At 63.1% G+C, this 20450-nt stretch carries 18 protein-coding genes and 2 tRNA genes; 11 read left to right on the top strand and 9 right to left on the bottom strand.

Annotation, left to right across the window (positions count from 1 at the left end; all coding sequences use genetic code 11):
- The 3 genes from CFY91_RS14320 to CFY91_RS14310 form a co-directional block, all read right to left on the bottom strand.
- The coding region (locus CFY91_RS14320; protein WP_207759399.1) for a transposase domain-containing protein at positions 1 to 205 on the bottom strand (205 nt) is incomplete at its 3' end.
- Positions 206 to 321: 116 nt separating this feature from the next.
- Positions 322 to 408 (bottom strand) — tRNA-Leu (locus CFY91_RS14315).
- A gap of 112 nt (positions 409 to 520) precedes the next feature.
- Positions 521 to 607, bottom strand: a tRNA-Leu gene (locus tag CFY91_RS14310).
- Between the two features lie 220 nt (positions 608 to 827).
- Here CFY91_RS14310 and rnr point away from each other — a divergent pair.
- The 8 genes from rnr to alr all read left to right on the top strand — a co-directional run bounded on the left by rnr (position 828) and on the right by alr (position 8928).
- A complete protein-coding gene (gene rnr, locus CFY91_RS14305; RefSeq protein WP_093987081.1) occupies positions 828 to 3317 on the top strand; it encodes a ribonuclease R in 2490 nt (829 codons plus the stop codon).
- Positions 3314 to 4051: a 23S rRNA (guanosine(2251)-2'-O)-methyltransferase RlmB gene (rlmB, locus tag CFY91_RS14300; RefSeq protein ID WP_093987079.1), complete on the top strand. Its 738-nt coding sequence runs from the start codon at positions 3314 to 3316 to the stop codon at positions 4049 to 4051. Before rnr ends, rlmB begins: the two co-directional genes overlap by 4 nt.
- A 158-nt stretch (positions 4052 to 4209) precedes the next feature.
- On the top strand, positions 4210 to 4623 hold the full coding sequence (gene rpsF, locus CFY91_RS14295) for a 30S ribosomal protein S6 (RefSeq protein WP_093987077.1): 414 nt from the start codon (positions 4210 to 4212) through the stop codon (positions 4621 to 4623).
- Between the two features lie 28 nt (positions 4624 to 4651).
- Positions 4652 to 4882, top strand: a complete 231-nt coding sequence (gene rpsR / locus CFY91_RS14290; protein WP_093987076.1) for a 30S ribosomal protein S18 — start codon at positions 4652 to 4654, stop codon at positions 4880 to 4882.
- A gap of 37 nt (positions 4883 to 4919) precedes the next feature.
- Complete coding sequence (locus CFY91_RS14285) at positions 4920 to 5810, top strand: YybS family protein (RefSeq protein ID WP_093987074.1); 891 nt, start codon at positions 4920 to 4922, stop codon at positions 5808 to 5810.
- 21 nt (positions 5811 to 5831) lie between these two features.
- Positions 5832 to 6278: a 50S ribosomal protein L9 gene (rplI, locus tag CFY91_RS14280; protein ID WP_093987072.1), complete on the top strand. Its 447-nt coding sequence runs from the start codon at positions 5832 to 5834 to the stop codon at positions 6276 to 6278.
- Positions 6279 to 6385: 107 nt separating this feature from the next.
- Positions 6386 to 7780, top strand: a complete 1395-nt coding sequence (gene dnaB, locus CFY91_RS14275) for a replicative DNA helicase (RefSeq protein ID WP_093987071.1) — start codon at positions 6386 to 6388, stop codon at positions 7778 to 7780.
- 80 nt (positions 7781 to 7860) lie between these two features.
- Positions 7861 to 8928 carry an alanine racemase gene (gene alr, locus CFY91_RS14270; protein ID WP_093987069.1) on the top strand — a complete coding sequence of 356 codons (1068 nt, stop codon included), beginning with the start codon at positions 7861 to 7863 and terminating at the stop codon, positions 8926 to 8928.
- Here the strand turns inward: alr and CFY91_RS14265 are convergent.
- Positions 8900 to 10774 (bottom strand): diguanylate cyclase, encoded by a 1875-nt coding sequence (locus CFY91_RS14265; protein ID WP_229727215.1) that lies wholly within the window; start codon positions 10772 to 10774, stop codon positions 8900 to 8902. The genes alr and CFY91_RS14265 overlap by 29 nt on opposite strands.
- 165 nt (positions 10775 to 10939) lie before the next feature.
- Here CFY91_RS14265 and CFY91_RS14260 point away from each other — a divergent pair, with 165 nt between their 5' ends.
- Positions 10940 to 13219: a YgiQ family radical SAM protein gene (locus CFY91_RS14260; protein ID WP_093987068.1), complete on the top strand. Its 2280-nt coding sequence runs from the start codon at positions 10940 to 10942 to the stop codon at positions 13217 to 13219.
- Between the two features lie 7 nt (positions 13220 to 13226).
- On the opposite strand, the gene CFY91_RS14255 is transcribed toward CFY91_RS14260, so the two are convergent.
- The 4 genes from CFY91_RS14255 to fabR all read right to left on the bottom strand — a co-directional run bounded on the left by CFY91_RS14255 (position 13227) and on the right by fabR (position 17799).
- Positions 13227 to 14948, bottom strand: coding sequence for a sensor domain-containing diguanylate cyclase (locus tag CFY91_RS14255; RefSeq protein WP_106408256.1), 1722 nt, complete (start codon positions 14946 to 14948; stop codon positions 13227 to 13229).
- A 2-nt stretch (positions 14949 to 14950) separates the two neighbouring features.
- Positions 14951 to 15982: an ABC transporter substrate-binding protein gene (locus tag CFY91_RS14250; protein ID WP_093987065.1), complete on the bottom strand. Its 1032-nt coding sequence runs from the start codon at positions 15980 to 15982 to the stop codon at positions 14951 to 14953.
- A gap of 60 nt (positions 15983 to 16042) precedes the next feature.
- A complete protein-coding gene (locus CFY91_RS14245; RefSeq protein WP_229727214.1) occupies positions 16043 to 16633 on the bottom strand; it encodes an LOG family protein in 591 nt (196 codons plus the stop codon).
- A 518-nt stretch (positions 16634 to 17151) separates the two neighbouring features.
- Positions 17152 to 17799, bottom strand: coding sequence for an HTH-type transcriptional repressor FabR (fabR, locus tag CFY91_RS14240; RefSeq protein WP_093987063.1), 648 nt, complete (start codon positions 17797 to 17799; stop codon positions 17152 to 17154).
- Positions 17800 to 17951: 152 nt separating this feature from the next.
- Between fabR and CFY91_RS14235 the strand changes: the two genes are divergently transcribed.
- The gene (locus tag CFY91_RS14235; protein ID WP_093987062.1) at positions 17952 to 19055 is read left to right on the top strand and encodes a ferredoxin reductase; all 1104 of its coding nucleotides are present in this window, start codon (positions 17952 to 17954) and stop codon (positions 19053 to 19055) included.
- On the top strand, positions 19052 to 20140 hold the full coding sequence (locus tag CFY91_RS14230; protein WP_093987061.1) for a fatty acid desaturase family protein: 1089 nt from the start codon (positions 19052 to 19054) through the stop codon (positions 20138 to 20140). Before CFY91_RS14235 ends, CFY91_RS14230 begins: the two co-directional genes overlap by 4 nt.
- Here CFY91_RS14230 and CFY91_RS14225 read toward each other — a convergent pair.
- On the bottom strand, positions 20119 to 20450 hold a 332-nt coding region (locus CFY91_RS14225; RefSeq protein ID WP_165765336.1), incomplete at its 5' end, for an Hsp70 family protein. The two genes, CFY91_RS14230 and CFY91_RS14225, sit on opposite strands and share 22 nt — an antisense overlap.

Raw genomic sequence — 20450 nt, 5'->3', positions numbered from 1 at the left:
CCTCATGCACCGGCTCGTCACAGAACAAGGCCATGCCAAGCACCAGCCAGAGCACCTGATCGCTGGGCAGACGCCGCCGCCTTATGGTGGCCTGGGCGGACAAGTCCAGAGCGGATGCCACCCACTCGATCGGGATGTTTTGAGTGAAGGTGCTCAGATCCGAGAAGTTGAACAGTTCACCTAAGTCGAGCAGTTGCTGTTGCAGAGACATAAAAAATCCGATGCCAGGGACCTGACATCGGATTTTCGGGGAAGCCCCATCAGGGCTCAAATGCTTAAGTGAACAGCATTACGCCAGAGGCGGGTTTTTTACTTGAATATTGGTGCCCAGGAGAAGACTCGAACTTCCACGGTGTTGCCACCACTGATACCTGAAACCAGCGCGTCTACCAATTCCGCCACCTGGGCACAGCGCGATGATTGCTCATCGACTTACAAGGTTTGCTTCGCAAGCGAAAAAGGAACCTTGCCATCCTTTTTATACACAAATCGAATAATTGGGATTCGATTCGTTTGAAATTGGTGCCCAGGAGAAGACTCGAACTTCCACGGTGTTGCCACCACTGATACCTGAAACCAGCGCGTCTACCAATTCCGCCACCTGGGCACGGGATTGAATGCATCAATAACGTCGTATTGCTGTATTCTTTCCGGGTTACAACGTCGCAGTGACGCTGTGGGCGCGAACTATACGGCTCGGGTTTTTCCTTGTAAACCCCTGACGCTGAAAAAATTATTGCCTGGCGCAATGACCGCCGGGGGCGTTTCGCGCTTCAATACGCACCAAGGCACAGATGCCTTTCATGAATACAGGTGACACCTCTCTAATGGCCGATTGGCAAACCCTCGATCCCGAGGCCGCCCGCGAGGCGGAAAAGTATGAAAACCCTATTCCCAGCCGTGAGCTGATTCTCAAGCGCCTGGATGAGCGCGGTGCACCCGCGACCCGGGAGCAACTCCTGGAAGAGTTCGGCCTGCACGATGACGAACAGGCCGAGGCCTTGCGTCGTCGGCTGCGGGCCATGGAGCGCGATGGTCAACTGATCTATACCCGGCGTGGCACCTATGCCCCGGTGGATAAGCTTGATCTGGTCTGTGGTCGGGTTAGCGGTCATCGTGACGGCTTCGGCTTCCTGGTGCCGGATGACGGCAGTGATGACCTGTTCCTCGGGCCGGCGCAAATGCGCCTGGTGTTCGATGGTGATCGTGCCCTGGCGCGGGTCTCCGGCCTGGATCGGCGGGGGCGCCGCGAGGGCGCCATTGTCGAGGTGATCCAGCGCGCCCACGAAAGCATCGTCGGGCGTTATTTCGAGGAAGCCGGCATTGGTTTCGTCGAGGCGGATAATCCGAAGATCCAGCAGGAGGTGCTGGTTACTCCGGGGCGTAACGGCGGCGCACGCATCGGCCAGTTCGTCGAGATTCGCATCACTCACTGGCCGACCGCGCGTTTCCAGCCGCAGGGTGATGTGGTTGAGGTGATCGGCAACTACATGGCGCCGGGCATGGAGATTGATGTGGCGCTGCGCAGCTATGACATTCCGCATGTCTGGCCGCAGGAGGTCGTTCGCGAAGCTCGCAAGCTCAGGCCGCAGGTCGAGGAGAAAGACAAAGAGAAGCGTGTCGACCTGCGCCATCTGCCCTTTGTCACCATCGACGGCGAGGATGCCCGGGATTTCGACGACGCGGTGTATTGCGAGCGCAACACCAGTCGCTGGAAGCTGTTCTCCGGTGGCTGGAAATTGTACGTGGCGATTGCCGATGTATCGCATTACGTCAAGGTGGGCTCGCCACTGGACGAAGAAGCCCGGCAGCGCGGCAATTCCGTGTACTTCCCTGAACGGGTGGTGCCGATGTTGCCTGAAGAACTGTCGAATGGTTTGTGCTCGCTGAATCCGCAGGTCGATCGCCTGGCATTGGTTTGCGAGATGAGCATCTCCAAGGCCGGCAAGCTGGTCGACTATCGCTTTTGCGAGGCGGTTATCCACTCGCATGCGCGGCTGACCTACAACAAGGTCAGTAGCATGCTGGAGCATCCGAAGAGCGCCGAAGGCAAGGCCTTGCGTCAGGAGTATGCGCAGGTCGTGCCGCATCTCAAGCAGCTGTATGCCTTGTATCAGGTGCTGCTGGCGGCTCGTCACGAGCGTGGGGCGATTGACTTCGAGACCCAGGAGACGCGCATCGTCTTTGGTGCTGACCGCAAGATCGCGGAGATTCGTCCGACCCAGCGCAACGATGCGCACAAGCTCATCGAGGAGTGCATGCTGGCCGCCAACGTGGCGACTGCGCAGTTCATGCAGAAACATGAGCTGCCGTCGCTGTACCGTGTGCATGACGGTCCGCCTGCCGAGCGCGTGGAAAAGCTCAAGGCGTTTCTCGGTGAGCTGGGCCTGAGCCTGCACAAGGGCAAGGAAGGCCCTACGCCGAAGGATTATCAGAAGTTCTTGCAGTCGATTCAGGGGCGTGCGGATTTCCACCTGATCCAGACGGTGATGCTGCGCTCGCTCAGTCAGGCGGTGTACAGCGTCGACAATCAGGGGCACTTTGGCCTCAACTACGAAGCCTATACCCACTTCACTTCGCCGATTCGCCGTTACCCGGACCTGCTGGTGCATCGGGCGATTCGCAGCGTGATTCGCTCGAAGCTGGACACCCCGCATGTGTTGCGGGCGGGCGCCGCGAGCATGCCCAAGGCGCGTATCTATCCGTACGACGAGGCGGCTCTGGAGCAGCTCGGCGAGCAGTGCTCGCTGACCGAGCGGCGCGCCGATGAGGCCACGCGTGATGTGGTCAACTGGCTGAAGTGCGAGTTCATGCAGGATCGCGTGGGCGAAACCTTTGCCGGGGTGATTACCGCGGTGACCGGCTTTGGCCTGTTCGTCGAGTTGCGTGACATCTATGTCGAGGGCTTGGTGCACGTCACGGCCTTGCCGGGTGACTACTATCACTTCGATCCGGTACATCATCGCCTGGCCGGTGAGCGCAGTGGGCGCAGCTTCCGACTTGGCGACAGCGTGTCGGTGAAGGTCATGCGTGTTGATCTGGATGAGCGCAAGATCGATTTCGAGCTGGCGCAGGAGCAGCCGGTCGCGGTGCGTGCGCGTCAGGCTGCGGGTGGCTCGCGCAGTGCGGCGGGGCGCTCTTCCGCTCCGTCAGCTGCGCCGGCGAAAGGTCGTGCCAGCAAGCAGAAGTCTGCAGATGAGACCAGGTCTGCCAGCAAGTCGTCTGGTAAAGGCAAAGGCAAGGCCAAGTCCTCGGCTGGCAAGCGGGACGGCGCGGCGGCGCCCGGCAAGGCGCGTAAGCGTAAGGCGAAGTCATGAGTCAGTTGGAGCAGGTATACGGCGTGCACGCCGTGGAGGCCTTGCTGCGCCATCACCCACGCCGCGTCAAGCAGTTGTGGCTGGCCGAGGGGCGTCAGGATCCGCGGGTGCAGACGTTGGTTGAGCTGGCGACGCAGCAGCGCATCAGTGTCGGGCAGCGCGAGCGTCGTGAGCTCGACGAGTGGGCCGAGGGGGTGCATCAGGGGGTCGTGGCGGAGGTTAGTCCCAGTCAGGTATGGGGCGAGGCGATGCTTGAGGAATTGCTGGATCGCCATGAAGGTGTGCCGTTGCTGTTGGTGCTGGATGGGGTGACCGATCCGCACAATCTCGGTGCCTGTCTGCGTACGGCTGATGCGGCGGGTGCCTTGGCGGTGGTCGTGCCCAAGGACAAGTCGGCCACGCTGAATGCCACGGTGCGCAAGGTGGCTTGCGGCGCGGCCGAGGTCATGCCGCTGGTTGCGGTGACTAACCTCGCGCGGACGCTGGAAAAACTGCAGAAGCGCGGCTTGTGGGTGGTCGGCACGGCGGGCGAAGCCGATCAGGAGATATACCAGCAGGATCTGCGCGGGCCGCTGGTGCTGGTCATGGGCGCCGAGGGCAAGGGCATGCGGCGGCTGACTCGCGAGCACTGCGACTTTCTGGTCAAGTTGCCCATGGCGGGCAGCGTGAGCAGCCTGAATGTTTCGGTGGCTGCCGGGGTGTGCCTGTTCGAGGCACTGCGTCAGCGCCGCTGAGCGCCCGCCGCTTGCGGCGCGTCTGTCCTGCCCGTACAATCTCGCCCCTTGCCGTTTGGGTAGGTGTTCTTGCACCTGCCTGGCGGCAAGCTCACAAGAGTCATTCACTCCTTGCCTGACCGGATTATCTGGCAGGCTACAACCCGTAAGGAGCATTTATGCGTCATTACGAAATCGTTTTCCTGGTCCACCCGGATCAGAGTGAACAAGTCGGCGGCATGGTCGAGCGTTACACCAAGCTGATCGAAGAAGATGGTGGCAAGGTTCACCGCCTGGAAGACTGGGGCCGTCGTCAGCTGGCTTATGCCATCAACAACGTGCACAAGGCTCACTACGTGATGCTCAACGTCGAGTGCAGCGCCAAGGCGCTTGCCGAGCTGGAAGACAACTTCCGCTACAACGACGCGGTCATCCGTAACCTGGTCATCCGTCGTGACGAAGCCGTAACCGGCCAGTCCGAGATGCTCAAGGCCGAAGAAAACCGCAGCGAGCGCCGCGAGCGCCGTGATCGTGTTGAAGCCGACTCCGCCGATGGCGACGATGGCGACAACAGCGACAACGCTGACGAGTAATCCACGGATCTATTGAGGAGCCAATCTCATGGCACGTTTCTTCCGTCGTCGTAAGTTCTGCCGCTTCACCGCAGAAAACGTCAAAGAGATCGATTACAAGGATCTCAACACCCTGAAGGCCTACATTTCCGAAACCGGCAAGATTGTTCCGAGCCGTATCACCGGGACCAAAGCCAAGTATCAGCGTCAGCTGGGTACCGCTATCAAGCGCGCCCGCTACCTGGCCCTGCTGCCCTACACCGACAGCCACGGCCGTTGAAACCGGGCGGTCGACAACGAGTTAATGGATAGATCGCATGCGCGCCATCGCTGAGTTCATCATGCGCGGACGTATGCAGGCCACCCTTGTGGTGGCTGCGGCGGCAGCTCTGCCTTTGTTGTTCTGGCTGAGTGCTGCGGCGAGTGCCCTGGTGTTGTTGCGCCGGGGTATGCAGGATGCGGTAACGATAGTGGTATGGGCGGTACTGCCGGCCTTGGCCTGGTGGTATTTCGCGGAACCGCGCACCTTGCTGGTGTTGCTCGGGACGCTGTCGCTGGCGCAGTTGTTGCGCCGCACACAGTCCTGGGTAGCGGTACTGCTGGCCAGTGTGCCGTTGGGGCTGTTGTTTGCCCTGGTGCTTGGCGAGCAGTTCCAGGAGTCGATTGCCCGGCTGGCGCAGGAGCTGAATACGCTCATGCAGCAGCAGATGGGCGAGATTCTCCAGCAGTGGCCGGAGGCCGAGCGCGCGCGCATGGACAGCCTGGTGGTGCCGGTGCTCACCGGCCTGATGGCGGCCCTGTTGCAGTTGCTCAGCCTGCTCAGCCTGATGTTGGCGCGTTACTGGCAAGCGGCGTTGTACAACCCCGGCGGTTTTGCCGGCGAGTTCCATGCCTTGCGGCTGTCGCCGCTGCCGGCTTTTGGCCTGCTGCTGGCGTTGTTGCTGGTGCCCAATGTGGCACCGCAGCTGGCCATGCTGGTGCCGCTGTGTACAGTGCCGCTGGCCTTGGCTGGTGTGGCATTGCTGCATGGCCTGGTGGCGCAGAAGCGTCTGGCCGGGTTCTGGCTGGTTGGCCTGTATGTGTCGTTGCTGCTGTTCCTGCAGCTGATTTATCCGTTGCTGATGGTCTTGGCCATTGTCGACAGTCTGTTTGATTTTCGTGGGCGTCAGCGACATAAGCCGGACGACGCCGCGAACGGTGAAGGTTAAAAGTTAAGAGGTAAGACCCAAATGGAAGTCATCCTGCTGGAAAAAGTCGCCAACCTGGGCAACCTGGGCGACAAGGTAAATGTCAAGGCTGGCTACGGCCGTAACTACCTGCTGCCGCAGGGCAAGGCTACTGCTGCCACCCCGGCCAACGTTGCTGCTTTCGAAGCACGCCGCGCCGAGCTGGAAAAGGCTGCTGCCGAGAAGAAGGCGACTGCCGAAGCCCGTGCTGCCCAGCTCAATGAGCTGGAAGTCACCATCACCGCCGTCGCCGGCGATGAGGGCAAGCTGTTCGGTTCCATCGGTACTCATGACATCGCTGATGCCCTGACCTCCGCTGGTGTGCCGGTCAGCAAGGCTGAAGTGCGCCTGCCCAACGGTACCATCCGCCACACTGGCGAATTCGAAGTTGCTCTGCACCTGCACAGCGACGTCGAAGCTGCGGTCAAGCTGATCGTAGTCGCCGCCTAAGGTGTGCTGACCGCCTAGGCACTGGTTGCCCAGACGGTTAACATCGGGCACGCCCTGCTTGCAGGGCGTGCCTTTTGTTTTTTTGCCGAGTGCATAGTCGTCCGCCGATGAACGATATTTCCGTCCCCCAGCAATACGATCTGCAAACTGCTGCGCTCAAGGTGCCGCCTCATTCGATCGAGGCCGAGCAGGCGGTGCTGGGCGGTCTGATGCTCGACAACAACGCCTGGGAGCGGGTGCTTGATCAGGTGTCCGACAATGATTTCTATCGGCATGACCATCGCCTGATCTTCCGCGCGATTTTTCGCCTGGCCGAACGTAACCAGCCGTTCGATGTGGTTACCTTGTCCGAGCAGCTGGACAAGGAGGGGCAGCTGGCTCAGGCCGGCGGCCTGGTCTACCTGGCTGAACTGGCGCGTAATACGCCGTCGGTGGCCAATATCAAGGCCTACGCGCAGATCGTTCGCGAGCGCGCGACACTGCGCCAGCTGATCAGCATCAGCAACGAGATCGCCGACAGTGCCTACGCCCCCGAAGGGCGCAGTGGCGCGGAGATTCTCGATGATGCCGAACGCAAGATTTTCGAGATTGCCGAAGCACGGCCAAAAACCGGTGGGCCGGTGGGTATCAACGATATCCTGGTCAAGACCATCGACCGCATTGATACGCTGTTCAATACCAATGAAGGGCTTACCGGCATTTCCACCGGCTTCACCGACCTGGACGAGAAGACCAGCGGCCTGCAGCCTGCCGACTTGATCATCGTGGCCGGTCGTCCGTCGATGGGTAAGACCACCTTTGCCATGAACCTGGTAGAGAATGCCGTGCTGCGTACCGACAAGGTCGTGCTGGTGTACTCGTTGGAGATGCCCTCCGACTCGATCGTCATGCGTATGCTGTCGTCCCTCGGGCGGATCGACCAGACCAAGGTGCGTACTGGCAAGCTGGATGACGAGGACTGGCCGCGCCTGACCTCTGCGGTCAACCTGCTCAACGAGCGCAAGCTGTTCATCGACGATACGGCCGGCATCTCGCCATCGGAAATGCGCGCACGAACCCGCCGGGTAGCGCGTGAGCACGGCGAAATTGCCCTGATCATGGTCGACTACCTGCAGCTGATGCAGATTCCTGGCTCGAGTGGCGATAGCCGGGTCAACGAGATTTCCGAAATCTCCCGCTCGCTGAAAGCCCTGGCCAAGGAATTCAATTGCCCGGTGGTGGCGCTGTCGCAGCTCAACCGCTCGCTGGAACAGCGTCCCAACAAGCGCCCGGTCAACTCCGACCTGCGTGAGTCCGGGGCCATCGAGCAGGATGCCGACATCATCATGTTCGTCTACCGCGACGAGGTCTATCACCCGGAGACCGAGTACAAGGGCGTGGCGGAAATCATCATCGGCAAACAGCGTAATGGCCCGATCGGTACCGTACGCCTGGCCTTTCTCGGCAAGTACACGCGCTTCGAGAACCTGGCGCCGGGCATGTACACCTTCGAAGACGAATAACCCCTCCCCTGTTGCGCAGGCCGTGCGGCCTGCCGCCTGACCCGGCCTGCCGGGTTGTCTGTGTAGTGCTGGAGTCTGCTATGCGCCCGCTGGTCGCTCATATCGATCTTGCCGCGATTACCCACAACTATGCGCTGGCCCGCCAGTGCGCCCCGGGCCGCCAGGCCCTGGCGGTGGTCAAGGCGGATGCCTATGGTCACGGCCTGGAGCCGGTGGTGGCCGCCCTGTCTGACGCCGATGGTTTTGCCGTGGCCTGCCTCGAGGAGGCCGAACGGGTGCGCCGGGTGGCGAGCCAGGCGCGTCTGCTACTGCTCGAAGGCTGTTTTGCGGTTGCCGAATACCAGCGGGCGGCCGAGTTGGGCGTGGATGTCGTGTTGCACAGCGCCGAGCAGGCCGAGGGACTGCTGGCCAGTGTCTTGCCGGCGCCGTTGCGGGTCTGGCTGAAACTGGACAGCGGGATGCACCGCCTGGGCTTTGATGAGGCGGCGTTGCGCCACTGGCATGCCCGCCTGCAGGCGGCCAGCCAGGTCAGCGAGCTCAACCTGATCAGCCACTTCGCTTGCGCCGACGAGCGAGGCAACAGCCTCACCGAGCTGCAGCTGGAGCGCTTCCTGGATGTGCTGGACCTGCCCTTTGCCCAGCGCTCGCTGGCCAACTCGGCCGCGGTGCTGATGATTCCTGCCGCGCACATGGACTGGCTGCGGCCGGGCATCATGCTTTACGGGGCCAGCCCGTTTGCCGAACTGTCGGCCGGCGAGCTGGGCTTGCGCCCGGCGATGAGTCTGCGTGCCGAGGTGATTGCCTTGCGCGAAGTACAGGCCGGCGAAACGGTGGGCTACGGCGGCAGCTGGCAGGCGACGCATGACACGCGCATAGCCACGGTCAGTTGCGGCTATGCCGACGGTTATCCGCGGCATGCGCCCACCGGTACCCCGGTGTGGTTGCAGGGGCAGCGTGTGCCGCTGGCCGGGCGGGTGTCGATGGACATGCTGTGTGTGGATGTCGGTGTATTGCCAAGTGTGCAGCTGGGCAGCGAGGTCGAGTTGTGGGGACAGCGCCTGCCGGTGGATGAGGTGGCGCGGGCTGCCGGCACCCTTGGCTATGAATTGCTGACCCGGGTCACCGCACGGGTGCCGCGTCGCTATTGACTGGCTCTGGGCTGGCGTGCGGGCACACTACGATGGCGCCACGGCCATCGGCCTTGGCCTGGTAGAGCGCGTCGTCTGCGGCCTGGTAGAGGGCTTCCAGATGGCGGGCATGTTCAGGGTAGAGGGCGATGCCGATGCTGCAGCCGATGTGGAGTGTCTGCTGTTGGTAAACATAGGGCTCGCCCAGCGCGTCCTGAATGCGCAGGGCAACCTGCAGCGCCTGCTCGCGGACATCCTGTGCGGCACGCAGCAGTACGGCGAACTCGTCGCCACCCAGGCGGGCCAGCAGGTCATGCCCGCGAAGCCTTTGCTGCAGGCGTTGGCCAAGTGCGCCGAGTAGCCAGTCACCGGCGCTGTGTCCGTGTCGGTCATTCACTGGTTTGAAGTGATCCAGGTCGATCAGCAGCAAGGCTACCGATTGCCCCAGACGCTGCGCTTCGGCCAGGCTGCCGGCGGCGTGCTGCAGAAACAGACGGCGGTTGGCCAGGCCGGTCAGTGGGTCATGGAAGGCAGCGTGCTGCAGTGCCTGTTCGCGTTCGCGCAGCTGCTGGTTGGCGGCAGCCAGGGCGTGGGTGCGTTCGTCCACGGCTGCCTGCAGGTTGAGGGTGTAGTTCTGCAAGTGCTGCAGGCGTGCACTCTTTTCCTGGTTGGCGAGCTCCAGCGCTGCGGCCTTTTCCTGACGCAGCAGCTGGATGCGGTAGGCCAGGGCAAAGGAAAACAGCACGGTTTCTGTCGCCGCCGAGGCTGGAAAGAGGAAGGTGTTGAGCCACGCGGGATCCAGCAGGCCCAGGCTGCGCAACATCATCAGGCAGGCCACGGTAAAGATCAGCCCATGACCGAGCAGAAAGAACAGCGCCGGGCGATAGCCCTGCCGCCAGCGCTGCCAGGCACTGCACAGCATGAGCGGTATGCCGAGCAGGGCGGCTACGCCCAGTCCGGTAGCAGCCAATGCTCGCCAGCCGGCCAGGTTAGCCAGCAGGATCAGCAGGTTGCCCAGCAGCAGGAGGTTCAAGCCGCGGTGTAGGCGCGGCAGATAGCGGCGGCTTTGCAGTAGGCGCTGACTGAAACGACAGACGCATAGCCCCCAGAGCGCCGGCGCGCCAACCCGGTCCAGCCAGGGTGAGAGTGGCTGGTTTGGCCATAGGTACTGAAAGCCGTAGCCGGTGCCGCCGAGAATCACCAGTAGCACGCAGGTGGTACTCAGCACATACCAGAAATAGGCATCGTCACGCAGGCTGAGCAAGAGGATCAGGTTGTACAGCAGCAATGCCACCAGGCCGCCAAAGATCATGCCGAACAGCAGGTTTTCCGTCTGTATGTGCTGTTGCAGATCATCGGCCTGCCAAAGGCGTAGTGGAAAGCTGTTACCCGCCGGGTCGTACAGGCGCAGGTACACATGGATAGCTTGCTCGCCCAGCGCGGGCAGGTGAAATACCGGATGGCGGTAGGCGATCTCACGGCCACTGGCAAAGTCGCTGATTTCTCCCGACTGGATGCGCTGCCAGCCCATGCTGCTCGGGCGGTACAACTGGATATCCAGTTGGGATACGGCAGCAACTTCCAGTAGCCAGTCGTCAGGCGCGCTTGCGCTGCGCTGCAAGGGCACGCGCAGCCACCAGGCAGAGCGACTCATGCCCGCGGTACTGCGGCCATTTGCTGGGCGAAAAGCCTTCTGTTGCTCGGGCTGCAGGATGTCTGCCAGTTGCCACTGGCCGCTCGGGTCTTCCAGCAGTTCAATGCCTTCCACCAGCCACTCGCCGCTATCGGCACGTTGCAGGCTATGGGCTTGGGCGGGCAGGTTGAGGCTCAGCCAGAGCAGCCCGAGCAGGTAAAGCAGGCGGGGCATCCAGGCTCCATGGTTTGGCGGGTGGGTCAGGATTGCCAGTATAGTCAGGCGCCTGTAGCGCTGGCCATGCGCCCAGGTGAATGCCGGACTGCTTTGCTCGGGTATCCTGCCTATTTTTTGTGCTATATTCCGCGGCCTTTTTCCCGTCTGTTCCCGGTTATCGCCATGCACGCCGCCAAGCCCCTGTTCGACTACCCCAAATACTGGGCCGAGTGTTTTGGCCCGGCGCCGGTGCTGCCGATGAGTCGCGCCGAGATGGATGTGCTGGGCTGGGATAGCTGCGACATCATCATCGTTACCGGTGATGCCTACGTCGATCATCCGTCCTTCGGCATGGCGGTGATTGGCCGGCTGCTGGAAGAGCAGGGCTTTCGCGTTGGCATCATCAGCCAGCCAGACTGGCAGTCCAAGGATGCCTTCATGGCGCTGGGCCGGCCGAACCTGATGTTTGCCGTTGCCGCCGGCAACATGGACTCGATGATCAATCGCTACACCGCCGACCGCAAGATTCGCTCGGATGATGCCTATACCCCCAACGGCGAGGGAGGCAAGCGCCCGGATCGGGCCTGCATGGTCTACAGCCAGCGTTGCCGAGAGGCTTACAAGGGCGTGCCGGTCATCATCGGTGGCATCGAGGCTTCGCTGCGGCGGATTGCCCACTATGACTACTGGCAGGACAAGGTACGCCATTCGATTCTCATGGACGCCAAGGCCGACCTGCTGCTGTACGGCAATGCCGAGCGCGCGGTGGTCGAGGTCGCCCATCGCCTGGCCGCCGGTGAATCCATCCAGGCGATGACTGACATCCGGGGTACGGCCTTTGTGCGGCGCAGCACGCCGGAGGGTTGGTTCGAGATCGACTCCACGCGTATCGACCGCCCCGGCAAGGTCGACAAGATCATCAACCCCTATGTGAGCACCCAGGACCTGCAGTCCTGCGCGCTGGAACAGGCCAAGGGCAGTGCCGCGGATGATCCGCAGGCGGCACGAGTGGTGGAGATCCTGCCCAGTCCGAAGCTGGACCGTTCGCGCACGGTGATCCGTATTCCGGCCTACGAGAAGGTCAAGAGCGATCCGGTGCTCTATGCGCATGCCAACCGTGTGCTGCACCTGGAGACCAATCCGGGCAATGCGCGAGCCCTGGTGCAGCGCCATGGCAATCAGGATGTCTGGCTCAACCCGCCACCCATCCCGCTGAGCACCGAGGAAATGGACTACGTGTTCGGCCTGCCCTATACCCGCGTGCCGCACCCGGTATATGGCCAGGCGAAAATTCCCGCCTACGAGATGATCCGCTTCTCGATCAACATCATGCGTGGCTGTTTTGGCGGCTGTACCTTCTGTTCGATCACCGAGCACGAGGGCCGCATCATCCAGAGTCGCTCCCACGAGTCGATCATTCGCGAGATCGAGGAGATCCGCGACAAGGTGCCCGGCTTTACCGGGGTGATCTCCGACCTGGGCGGACCGACCGCCAACATGTACCGCATTGCCTGCAAAAGCCGCGAGATCGAGGCAGCCTGCCGCAAGCCCTCCTGCGTCTATCCGGGTATCTGCGAAAACCTCAATACCGACCACTCGGCCTTGATCCAGCTGTATCGCAGCGCACGTGCGCTGCCCGGGGTGAAGAAAATCCTGATTGCGTCCGGGCTGCGCTATGACCTGGCTGTTGAGTCGCCGGAATACGTGCGCGAGCTGGTTACCCACCATGTTGGCGGCTACCTGAAGATCGCCCCGGAGCACACCGAGCAGGGGCCGCTGTCGAAGATGATGAAGCCGGGCATCGGCACCTATGATCGCTTCAAGCAGATGTTCGAGAAGTTCTCGAAAGAAGCGGGCAAGGAGCAGTACCTGATCCCCTACTTCATTGCCGCGCACCCGGGGACCACCGACGAGGACATGATGAACCTCGCCTTGTGGCTCAAGCGCAACGGCTTCCGCGCCGACCAGGTGCAGGCGTTCTATCCCTCGCCGATGGCTTCGGCAACTGCCATGTACCACTCCGGCAAGAACCCGTTGCGCAAGGTGACCTACAAGAGCGAGAGCGTGGAAACCATCAAGGGTGAGCGGCAGCGCCGCCTGCACAAGGCCTTCCTGCGCTATCACGATCCCAACAACTGGCCCTTGCTGCGCGAGGCGCTCAAGGCCATGGGGCGCGCTGATCTGATTGGCCCCGGCAAGCATCAACTGATTCCGGCACAGCAGCCGGCGCTGAGTGGTGGTTACCAATGCGCGCGGCGCAAGAACTCGACGCCTGCCGAGCGGCCGAGCAAGCCGCTGCTTACCCAGCACAGCGGTTTGCCGCCGCGGGCCAGCGATGGCAGTAAGCCCTGGGATAAGCGTGAGCAGGCCAAGGCGGCGGCTTTCGCCAAGGGGCAGTCGGCAGGCAAGGGCAAAGGCAAGGGCGGCAAGCCGGCGCGGCGCCCCGCTGCTACGCCGCGCTGAGTGATGCTCAGCCGTGTTCGTTGCTAAAGCGGATACGGTTGCGACCGTCGCGCTTGGCCTGATACATGGCGCGGTCGGCATGCTGTAGCAGGCTGACGCTGTCCTGGCCGTCTTCCGGGAAACGGCTGATGCCCATGCTGGCCTGGATATGGATTTCCTGGCCATCGATCAGCAGGCGATTCTGGAAGCGCGCCAGTAGCTTGCCGGCGATCTGCGGCAGGTCGCTGTGCGTATCCAGGCCATCGTAGAGAATCACGAATTCATCGCCACCCAGGCGTGCCACGGTATCCCCGGCGCGGGTGGCGCCTCGCAACAGGTTGGCGACCTGGCGCAGTACCGCATCGCCCATGGCGTGCCCGTGGCTGTCGTTGATTTCCTTGAAGTAGTCCAGGTCGACGAATACCAGCGCCAGGCGCTTGCCGCTGCGCCGGGCATTGCTGATGGCGTGTTGCAGGCGGTCGATGAACAGCAGCCGATTGCCCAGCCCAGTCAGTGGGTCATGGTGGGCGAGGTGTTCGGCGGCCTGGTGGCTGTCGTGCAGTTGCTGGATCTGCTCGAGAATCTGACTTTGTTGCTGATAGATACTGCGTGCCAGCAGGCCCAGTTCGTCCTCGCGCTGCAGTGGCAATGTGCCGATCTGCCGATGCTCCGAGAAGTGCTGGATTTCCTTGACCATGGCCCGTAAGGGGGCACTGAAGGCGCGCCCCAGCCAGAGTGCCAGCAGGGCGGCCAGTAGGCTTAACAACAGCCCCAGTTGCAGCATCTGGCCTGCCAGGCGATTGGCGCCCGCCACCACGTGGCTGTGCTCCACGGCCAGGCCAAGAATCAGCACGCGGGTGCCCTGGTCGCTGTCCAGGCTGACCCGGCTGAAGGCACCAACCAGATGCTCTGCGCTGGCCTGTCGGCCGAGGTCCGCGACGCGCGGCGCGCTGTCTTCATCGAGCAGGCCGGCCAGGGCAGGAAATTGTGCCTGGAGCAGGCTGCGTTGGCCGCGTTCGAAGGCAAAGGCCTGCTGGGGGTCTGGATGCAGCAGGAAGTCGCCTTCCGTGTTGGCCAGGAACAGTCGGTAGTGAGACGGCAGGTTATTGCGCAGTTGGTTGAACAGGCGCTCCAGGTCGATATTCAGTACCAGCACGCCGAGGGTCTGCTGATAACTGTCCACCACGGGGGTGGCGATGCGCAGGTTGGGGCGTTGTTCGAGGTCGCTTGAGCCTTGTTCGTCGTTGATGTTTATCGGTGAAAAGCGCACCTGGCCGGCGCGCAACTGGCGGGTCAGATAGACGTAGGGAAAATGCCCCTTTTCTTCCAGCTGGCCACTGCGCAGGCGGCGGATATGCCCATCGGCACGCTCCACGCGAATACGTTCCAGGCCGAACTGCTCGAGGCTGATCAGGCGCAACTGGCTGTACTGGGGATGAAAGTGCAGCAGTTGGGCAAAGGCCTGGGCCTGGCGGTTGCGTGCGGCAGCGGCCAGTTGCGGCGCATGGCTGGCCAGGGCCATGCGCGTATTGGGCAGGGCTGCCAGCAACTGCACGTGACGGGCCGATTGATTGAGACTTTCACTGAGGTTGAGCGCCAGAACCCGGTTGGCACCCAACAGCTCTTCGCGGGCGGCGTGCAGCAGTGCATCGCGGCTCTGACTCCAGGCGTAATAGCCGATGCTGGCCGCCAGCAACAGGGCAAAGGCAAGCAGCAACAGACTCAGGCGGGTGGCGATGGACAGCGGCATGATCATTCGCCAGGCAGTTGTCGTTTGCCGCTGTGAATGGCTTGCCACAACTGGCTACGCCGCTGCTCGTTCTCGACGGGCTGCAGCCAGTGCAGGCGAGCCTGGGCGGGCAGGGCGTCAGCGGCACCCTCCAGGGTGCTGCCCAGCCCGTGGCGCTCGCTGAGCGTCTGGCTGACGGGTGGCTCCAGGCTGTAGTCGATCCAGCGCAGGGCCAGCTCAACCTGCTGGCTGGCCTGGTTGATTGCCCAGCAGTCGAGCCAGGCCAGGGCGCCTTCACGGGGAATGCTGTAGCCGATGTCGGCGCCGGCATCGCGAAGCAACTTGACCTGCTGCTGACCGTAGTTGGCAAACATCAGCGCGGCGCCCTGGCTGATGAACAGTTCTGCCGATTCTTCCGGGCCGCGGTAGAAGGTCAGGCTGTTACGGCGCAGTGCCTGCAGGTCGCGCGCGAGTTCGCTGAGCGCCTGGGCGGGAAGGTCAAAGGGCGGCAGCCCCTGGCGCAGTGCGGCCAGGGCGAAATTGTGGCTGCCGCCATCGTAGATCAGCACCCGTCCGTGCAGCGCCGGGTCCCATAGGCTGGCAATCGACTGCGGTGCTTGTGACAACTGCTGGCGGTCATAGATCAGGCCCATTTCGGCGTAGGCGTAGGGGATGGCATACACCTGGCCATCGGCGCTGATGCCAGGCAGTGTCTGCAGATCACGGAAACGCCGTTGCTGGCGCAGGCGGTTGGGCAACTGTTGCAGCGGCAGGGCCAGTAGACGCTGCTGGGCATGCAGGGCTTGCAGTTCGGCAGTGTTGGCCGCGATCAGGTCGAAATAGCGGCCCTGCTGGCGGTTGAACTGACGGCGCAGTTGTTCGTCGCTGTGTACCAGGGTGACTTCCACCGGGTGCTGGTAACGTTGCTCGAAGGCGGCGACCAGGTCTTCGTCGGCATAGCCTGGCCAGCTGAGGAGGCGCAAAGGGGGCGTCGCCAGGGCAGGTAGGCTCAGCAGCAGGGCAGCAAGGCCCAGCAGGTGCAGGCAACGCGGCATGATGTTCCCTCACAGGTCGGCGCAGCCGCAGTGGCTGATCGCCACTGCCGGATGACAGCCTCAGTGTAGAGGGTGTTGCACCATTGTGCGTGCTCTGTGCAGGGCCGGTGAGCAGTCGGGCAGAGCGCTGCAGGCTTCCTGCAGGCGTCCGAGGAGCAGCTCGGCATCGCTGTCGATCTGCAGGAGTGCGGGCGCTTCGCCCGATTGGCGAGCGCTGGCGGCGCTGCGCGAGAAGCCGCCCAACTGGCTGTAGAAACCATTGCCGTCGAGTAGACCCAGCGGCTTGTGATGCTGGCCCAGCTTGGCCCAGGCCCATACTTCGATGACCTCTTGCAAACCGCGGTTGCCGCCGGGCAGGGCAATGAACGCGTCGGCCAGTTGCAGTAGGCGTGCCTTGCGCTGCTGGCGATCCGTACAGCGCTCGCTGCTCAGGCCTGCGCTGGGGCTGGGTTGTGCCTGGCTGCTGCCCAGTAGCGCCAGAACCTGGCCGCCCATGGCGAGCAGGTGCTCGGCCACCAGGGCACCAAGGCTGTCGTGGCTGCCATCATAAATCAGCCCCAGGTTGCGCTGGTGGAGGGCGTCGGCCAGTTGCAGGGCAGTTGCCCGGTAGGCGGGGCGGACCGGGCTGGCGCTGTTCAACAAGCAAAGCATGGATGTGCTCATGGGCGTTCCCGGGCGAAAAAAGTCGCGCAGGATAGACGGTTGCCGACCGTTAACCAAGAGTGTTGTAACGGCCGTTGGTCGCCTGGCGATTTAGCCGGCCGCTGAGCAAGGATCGCGGCTTTGCCTGCCTGCGTCGCCCTACCTTCTGCATCGTTGGCCATGCTGCGCTGAAGGCAGCCCCACAGGCGAAGGTTGAAAGGGCTTTAGGCAGCCGCGAAGGAGTCAGCGAAGCACTTCAAATGCTCATCTAGCAAACCTGAGCTGCGCTTTTGACTCACTACGCTCACGCTGCGGTTCTTACGCGTTGCGCTGCGTAGCGGCGGTTTTCGCCTTGTCTTGCCGGTCTCAGCGAGGTGTTTCACCGGTCTGTTAGCTGTGCGCGGCGGCGTAGTCGGCGAGCAGGTCGAGCAGTTGCTGGATGGACATGGCAGGCACTCCTGAACCATCACGGGATGTGACGGGATTCAGACTAGCAGGCAGGCCCAGTGCAGGCCCGTGGCCTTTTTCTATGGCGTCGATTGACTGCCTTTGCCCAGTCCTTGCCAGTGCTTGCCGCCGATCATGATGAAGCGCAGCTGCTGGGTGATCTTCGCTTCAGGTTGCAGGTGGGGGGGTAGATTGGCCGCGGGTGGGTCGATCAGTTCGGGCAGTGTGGCAAACACGGTCTTCACGACCAGGTCGGACAATACGCCCAATGCCGCATCGTCCAGTTGGGGCAGGCGGTTCATCAGGCGCAGGTCGGCGGCCAGGTCGTCGGTGATCAACTGGCGTAACTCGCCCAGTGCCTGGCGCACGGCTTGCGAGCCACCGTATTGCTCGCGGGCGAGGAACAGGAACTGGTTGTGGTTGGCCTGTACCGCATCGAGAAAGATGCGCGTGCTGGCTTCGATCAGGCCGCCCAGTTCGAATTCGTTGCGTCGCACTTCGCGCAGGGTGGCGCGGAAGGTCTGGCCCACTTCGGCGACCAGTGCCAGGCCCAGCTCATCCATATCGCTGAAGTGCCGGTAGAAGGCGGTCGGCACCACACCAGCCAGGCGCGTGACTTCGCGCAGGCTCAGGCTGCCGAAGCCGCGCCCGCTGTGCATCAGGCTGAGAGCCGCCTCCATGAGGGCCTGGCGGGTTTGCTGTTTCTGTTCGGCGCGGGGAGAAGACATGCTGTCCGGCATCCTTGGCGAGAGGCGGGGACTTTAGCAAAAGCCCTGCAGTGACGTCGAACGGCCGGGGCGTGAACGACTGGGTGCACAAGTGTTGACTGATTTGTGGTCATCTGCCAATTTAGTGAACACTTGTTCACTGGATGTGTGAGATGCCCTTGTTACCCCTGGCCGCCGTGCGACCACTCAATCCCCTGTTGATGCCCTGGCGGCGCCTGGCGGCGCGAGCCTGGCTACGCGAAGCCGACTGCGATTATTGGCTGCAACGTCTGCACCCGTTGCTCAGTCTTAACCGTGTCTATGCCCGCTTGCTGGCGCGTCGCTGGGTGTCCGATGACATGTTGGCGCTGACCCTGCAGTGCAATGGCAATGCCTGCGACTGGCGGCCAGGCCAGCATGTGCAGCTGTTTCGTGAAGTGGATGGTGTGCGCCTGTCGCGTTGCTACAGCCTGACTGCGGTGGATGGCCGCGGGCGCATCGAGCTGGCCATCAAGCGTCAGGCGGGTGGTCGCCTGTCCGGCCTATTGCAGGATCACCTGGGCATTGGCGAGTGCGTTGAGCTGAGCCAGGCCAGCGGTTCGCTGCGCTGGCCGTCGCAGGCGCAGGGCGTGCTGCTGCTGGCTGCCGGCAGCGGGATCACGCCCTTGCTCGGCTTGCTGCGCCAGGCCCTGGCCAGCGGCTACAGCGCGCCGGTGACCTTGCTGCACTACGTGCGCGAGCGCGGCCAGCGTGCCTTTGCCGAGGAACTGCAGGCGCTGATGCAGCGCCATGCCAACCTGCAGGTGCGCTGGTCATTGACCGGGCAGGCGGCGCAGGGCGACGAGCTGAGCGGGCGTTTCTGCCCTGCGCATGTGCCGGAGCGGGCAGCCGAGCAGGCACTGGCCTGTGGGCCGCATGGCTTTGTGGCCGCCGTGCAGCGCTGGTGGCAGGGCGGCGAGACGCCCGCCAGCCTGCAGAGCGAGGCCTTCAGCCCGGCACCTGTCGACGCCGGGGAACAGACCTGCGTGCGTCTGGCGTTTCGTCGCAGCGGCGTGGCCTGCCAGGGCGACACGGCGCAAAGCCTGCTGGAACAGGCCGAGGCTCAGGGCCTGCGCCCGATGCATGGCTGCCGTCAGGGCATTTGCACCCGCTGCACCTGCCAGCTGCTCAGCGGCCGGGTGCGCGACCTGCGCAGCGGCTTGGTCAGTGATGAACCGGGGCAGGCCGTGCGCCTGTGCGTCAGCGTGCCGCTGGGTGATGTGGAGATCGATCTGTGAGTAACCGTGAAGACCGTGAACTGAACGAAGTCGAATTGCAGGCCTTTGCCGCGGAGCTGGATGCCCTGCGCCAGCGTACCCTGGCCAGCCTGGGTAGCGAGGATGCTCGCTATATCCGCCGGGTGCGCGCGGCTGTGCGTGCCTGTTGCTGGAGCGGTCGCCTGCTGCTGATGTTGGGCTGGTTCCCGCCGACCTGGCTGCTCGGCAGCCTGTTGCTGGCGCTGGGCAAGATCCTCGAGAACATGGAGCTGGGCCATAACGTCATGCATGGCCAGTACGACTGGATGAATGACCCGGAACTGAGCGGGCGCGACTACGAGTGGGATATCGTCGGTCCCAGCGATTTCTGGCGGCATACCCATAACCATGTGCATCACACCTGGACCAATGTGGTGGGCATGGATGACGACGTCGGTTACGGCGTGGTTCGCCTGTTTCCCGAGCAGCGCTGGAAGCCCTTCTATCGCTGGCAACCGCTGTGGGTGACCCTGCAGGCGCTGCTCTTCCAGTATGCGGTGGCGATCCAGCACCTGCGCCTGGACCAGTATTTCAAGGGGCGTCTCAGCGCCGCTGAACTGCGCCCGCTGCTGCGTCAGTTCAATGCCAAGTTGCTGCGCCAGTGGGGTAAGGACTACCTGCTGTTCCCCGTGCTGGCCCTGTTGCTCGGCGCCAATGCGCTGGCCGTGCTGGTCGGCAACCTGCTGGCCAACCTGTTGCGCAACCTGTGGACCTTCGCAGTGATCTTCTGCGGGCATTTCACCGAGAAGGCGGCCGTGTTCAGCAAGGAATCGGTGCTCGGCGAGAGCCGCGGCCACTGGTACCTGCGCCAGTTGCGTGGTTCCAGCAACCTGGAAGGGGGGCGCCTGCTGCATATCCTGACCGGCAACCTCAGCCACCAGATCGAGCATCACCTGTTCCCCGACCTGCCGGCACGTCGCTATGCCGAGATGGCCGTGGACGTGCGGGCGATTGCCCAGCGCTATGGGCAGCTCTACAACAGCGGCAGCTTTGCCGGGCAACTGGCGACCGTATTGCGGCGCATCTGGCGTTATCGCCTGCCGCCTCAGGCGGCGCTGCAGCCGTAGCGGCGCGCCGCTTCGATGGCCAGGCCGCTGCCGATGCCGCCAAAGCGGTCGCCCTCGACCTGCCGGGCGCCCGGCAGCAGGGCGGCAACCCGAGCACGCAGCGCCGGTACGGCACTGGAACCGCCGGTGAACAGCAGGGTATCGACCTGCTCGGCGCGTACCCCGGCGCTGGCCAGCAAGCCCTGCACGGTGTTGGCAATGCGCTGCAGCGGTGCTTCGATGGCCTGCTCGAACAACGCGCGGCTCAGCTCGGCCTGCAGCCCCTCTTCGATCTGCCCAAGCGCGATGACCTGCTGCGCACTGTGCCCCA

The organism is Pseudomonas fluvialis (genome assembly GCF_002234375.1).
In the GTDB taxonomy this organism is placed as follows: domain Bacteria; phylum Pseudomonadota; class Gammaproteobacteria; order Pseudomonadales; family Pseudomonadaceae; genus Aquipseudomonas; species Aquipseudomonas fluvialis.
This window is presented reverse-complemented; position numbering and strand designations above follow the sequence as displayed.

What these genes read in the sequence shown, in the direction of transcription:
- CFY91_RS14255 (WP_106408256.1), bottom strand. Translation starts at nt 14,948, where the DNA reads ATGCCGCTGTCCATCGCCACCCGCCTGAGTCTGTTGCTGCTTGCCTTT.
- CFY91_RS14245 (WP_229727214.1), bottom strand. Translation starts at nt 16,633, where the DNA reads ATGCTTTGCTTGTTGAACAGCGCCAGCCCGGTCCGCCCCGCCTACCGG.
- rnr (WP_093987081.1), top strand. Translation starts at nt 828, where the DNA reads ATGGCCGATTGGCAAACCCTCGATCCCGAGGCCGCCCGCGAGGCGGAA.
- fabR (WP_093987063.1), bottom strand. Translation starts at nt 17,799, where the DNA reads ATGTCTTCTCCCCGCGCCGAACAGAAACAGCAAACCCGCCAGGCCCTC.
- CFY91_RS14285 (WP_093987074.1), top strand. Translation starts at nt 4,920, where the DNA reads ATGCGCGCCATCGCTGAGTTCATCATGCGCGGACGTATGCAGGCCACC.
- CFY91_RS14260 (WP_093987068.1), top strand. Translation starts at nt 10,940, where the DNA reads ATGCACGCCGCCAAGCCCCTGTTCGACTACCCCAAATACTGGGCCGAG.
- dnaB (WP_093987071.1), top strand. Translation starts at nt 6,386, where the DNA reads ATGAACGATATTTCCGTCCCCCAGCAATACGATCTGCAAACTGCTGCG.
- rlmB (WP_093987079.1), top strand. Translation starts at nt 3,314, where the DNA reads ATGAGTCAGTTGGAGCAGGTATACGGCGTGCACGCCGTGGAGGCCTTG.
- rpsF (WP_093987077.1), top strand. Translation starts at nt 4,210, where the DNA reads ATGCGTCATTACGAAATCGTTTTCCTGGTCCACCCGGATCAGAGTGAA.
- CFY91_RS14250 (WP_093987065.1), bottom strand. Translation starts at nt 15,982, where the DNA reads ATGCCGCGTTGCCTGCACCTGCTGGGCCTTGCTGCCCTGCTGCTGAGC.
- alr (WP_093987069.1), top strand. Translation starts at nt 7,861, where the DNA reads ATGCGCCCGCTGGTCGCTCATATCGATCTTGCCGCGATTACCCACAAC.
- rplI (WP_093987072.1), top strand. Translation starts at nt 5,832, where the DNA reads ATGGAAGTCATCCTGCTGGAAAAAGTCGCCAACCTGGGCAACCTGGGC.
- rpsR (WP_093987076.1), top strand. Translation starts at nt 4,652, where the DNA reads ATGGCACGTTTCTTCCGTCGTCGTAAGTTCTGCCGCTTCACCGCAGAA.
- CFY91_RS14265 (WP_229727215.1), bottom strand. Translation starts at nt 10,774, where the DNA reads ATGCCCCGCCTGCTTTACCTGCTCGGGCTGCTCTGGCTGAGCCTCAAC.
- CFY91_RS14235 (WP_093987062.1), top strand. Translation starts at nt 17,952, where the DNA reads ATGCCCTTGTTACCCCTGGCCGCCGTGCGACCACTCAATCCCCTGTTG.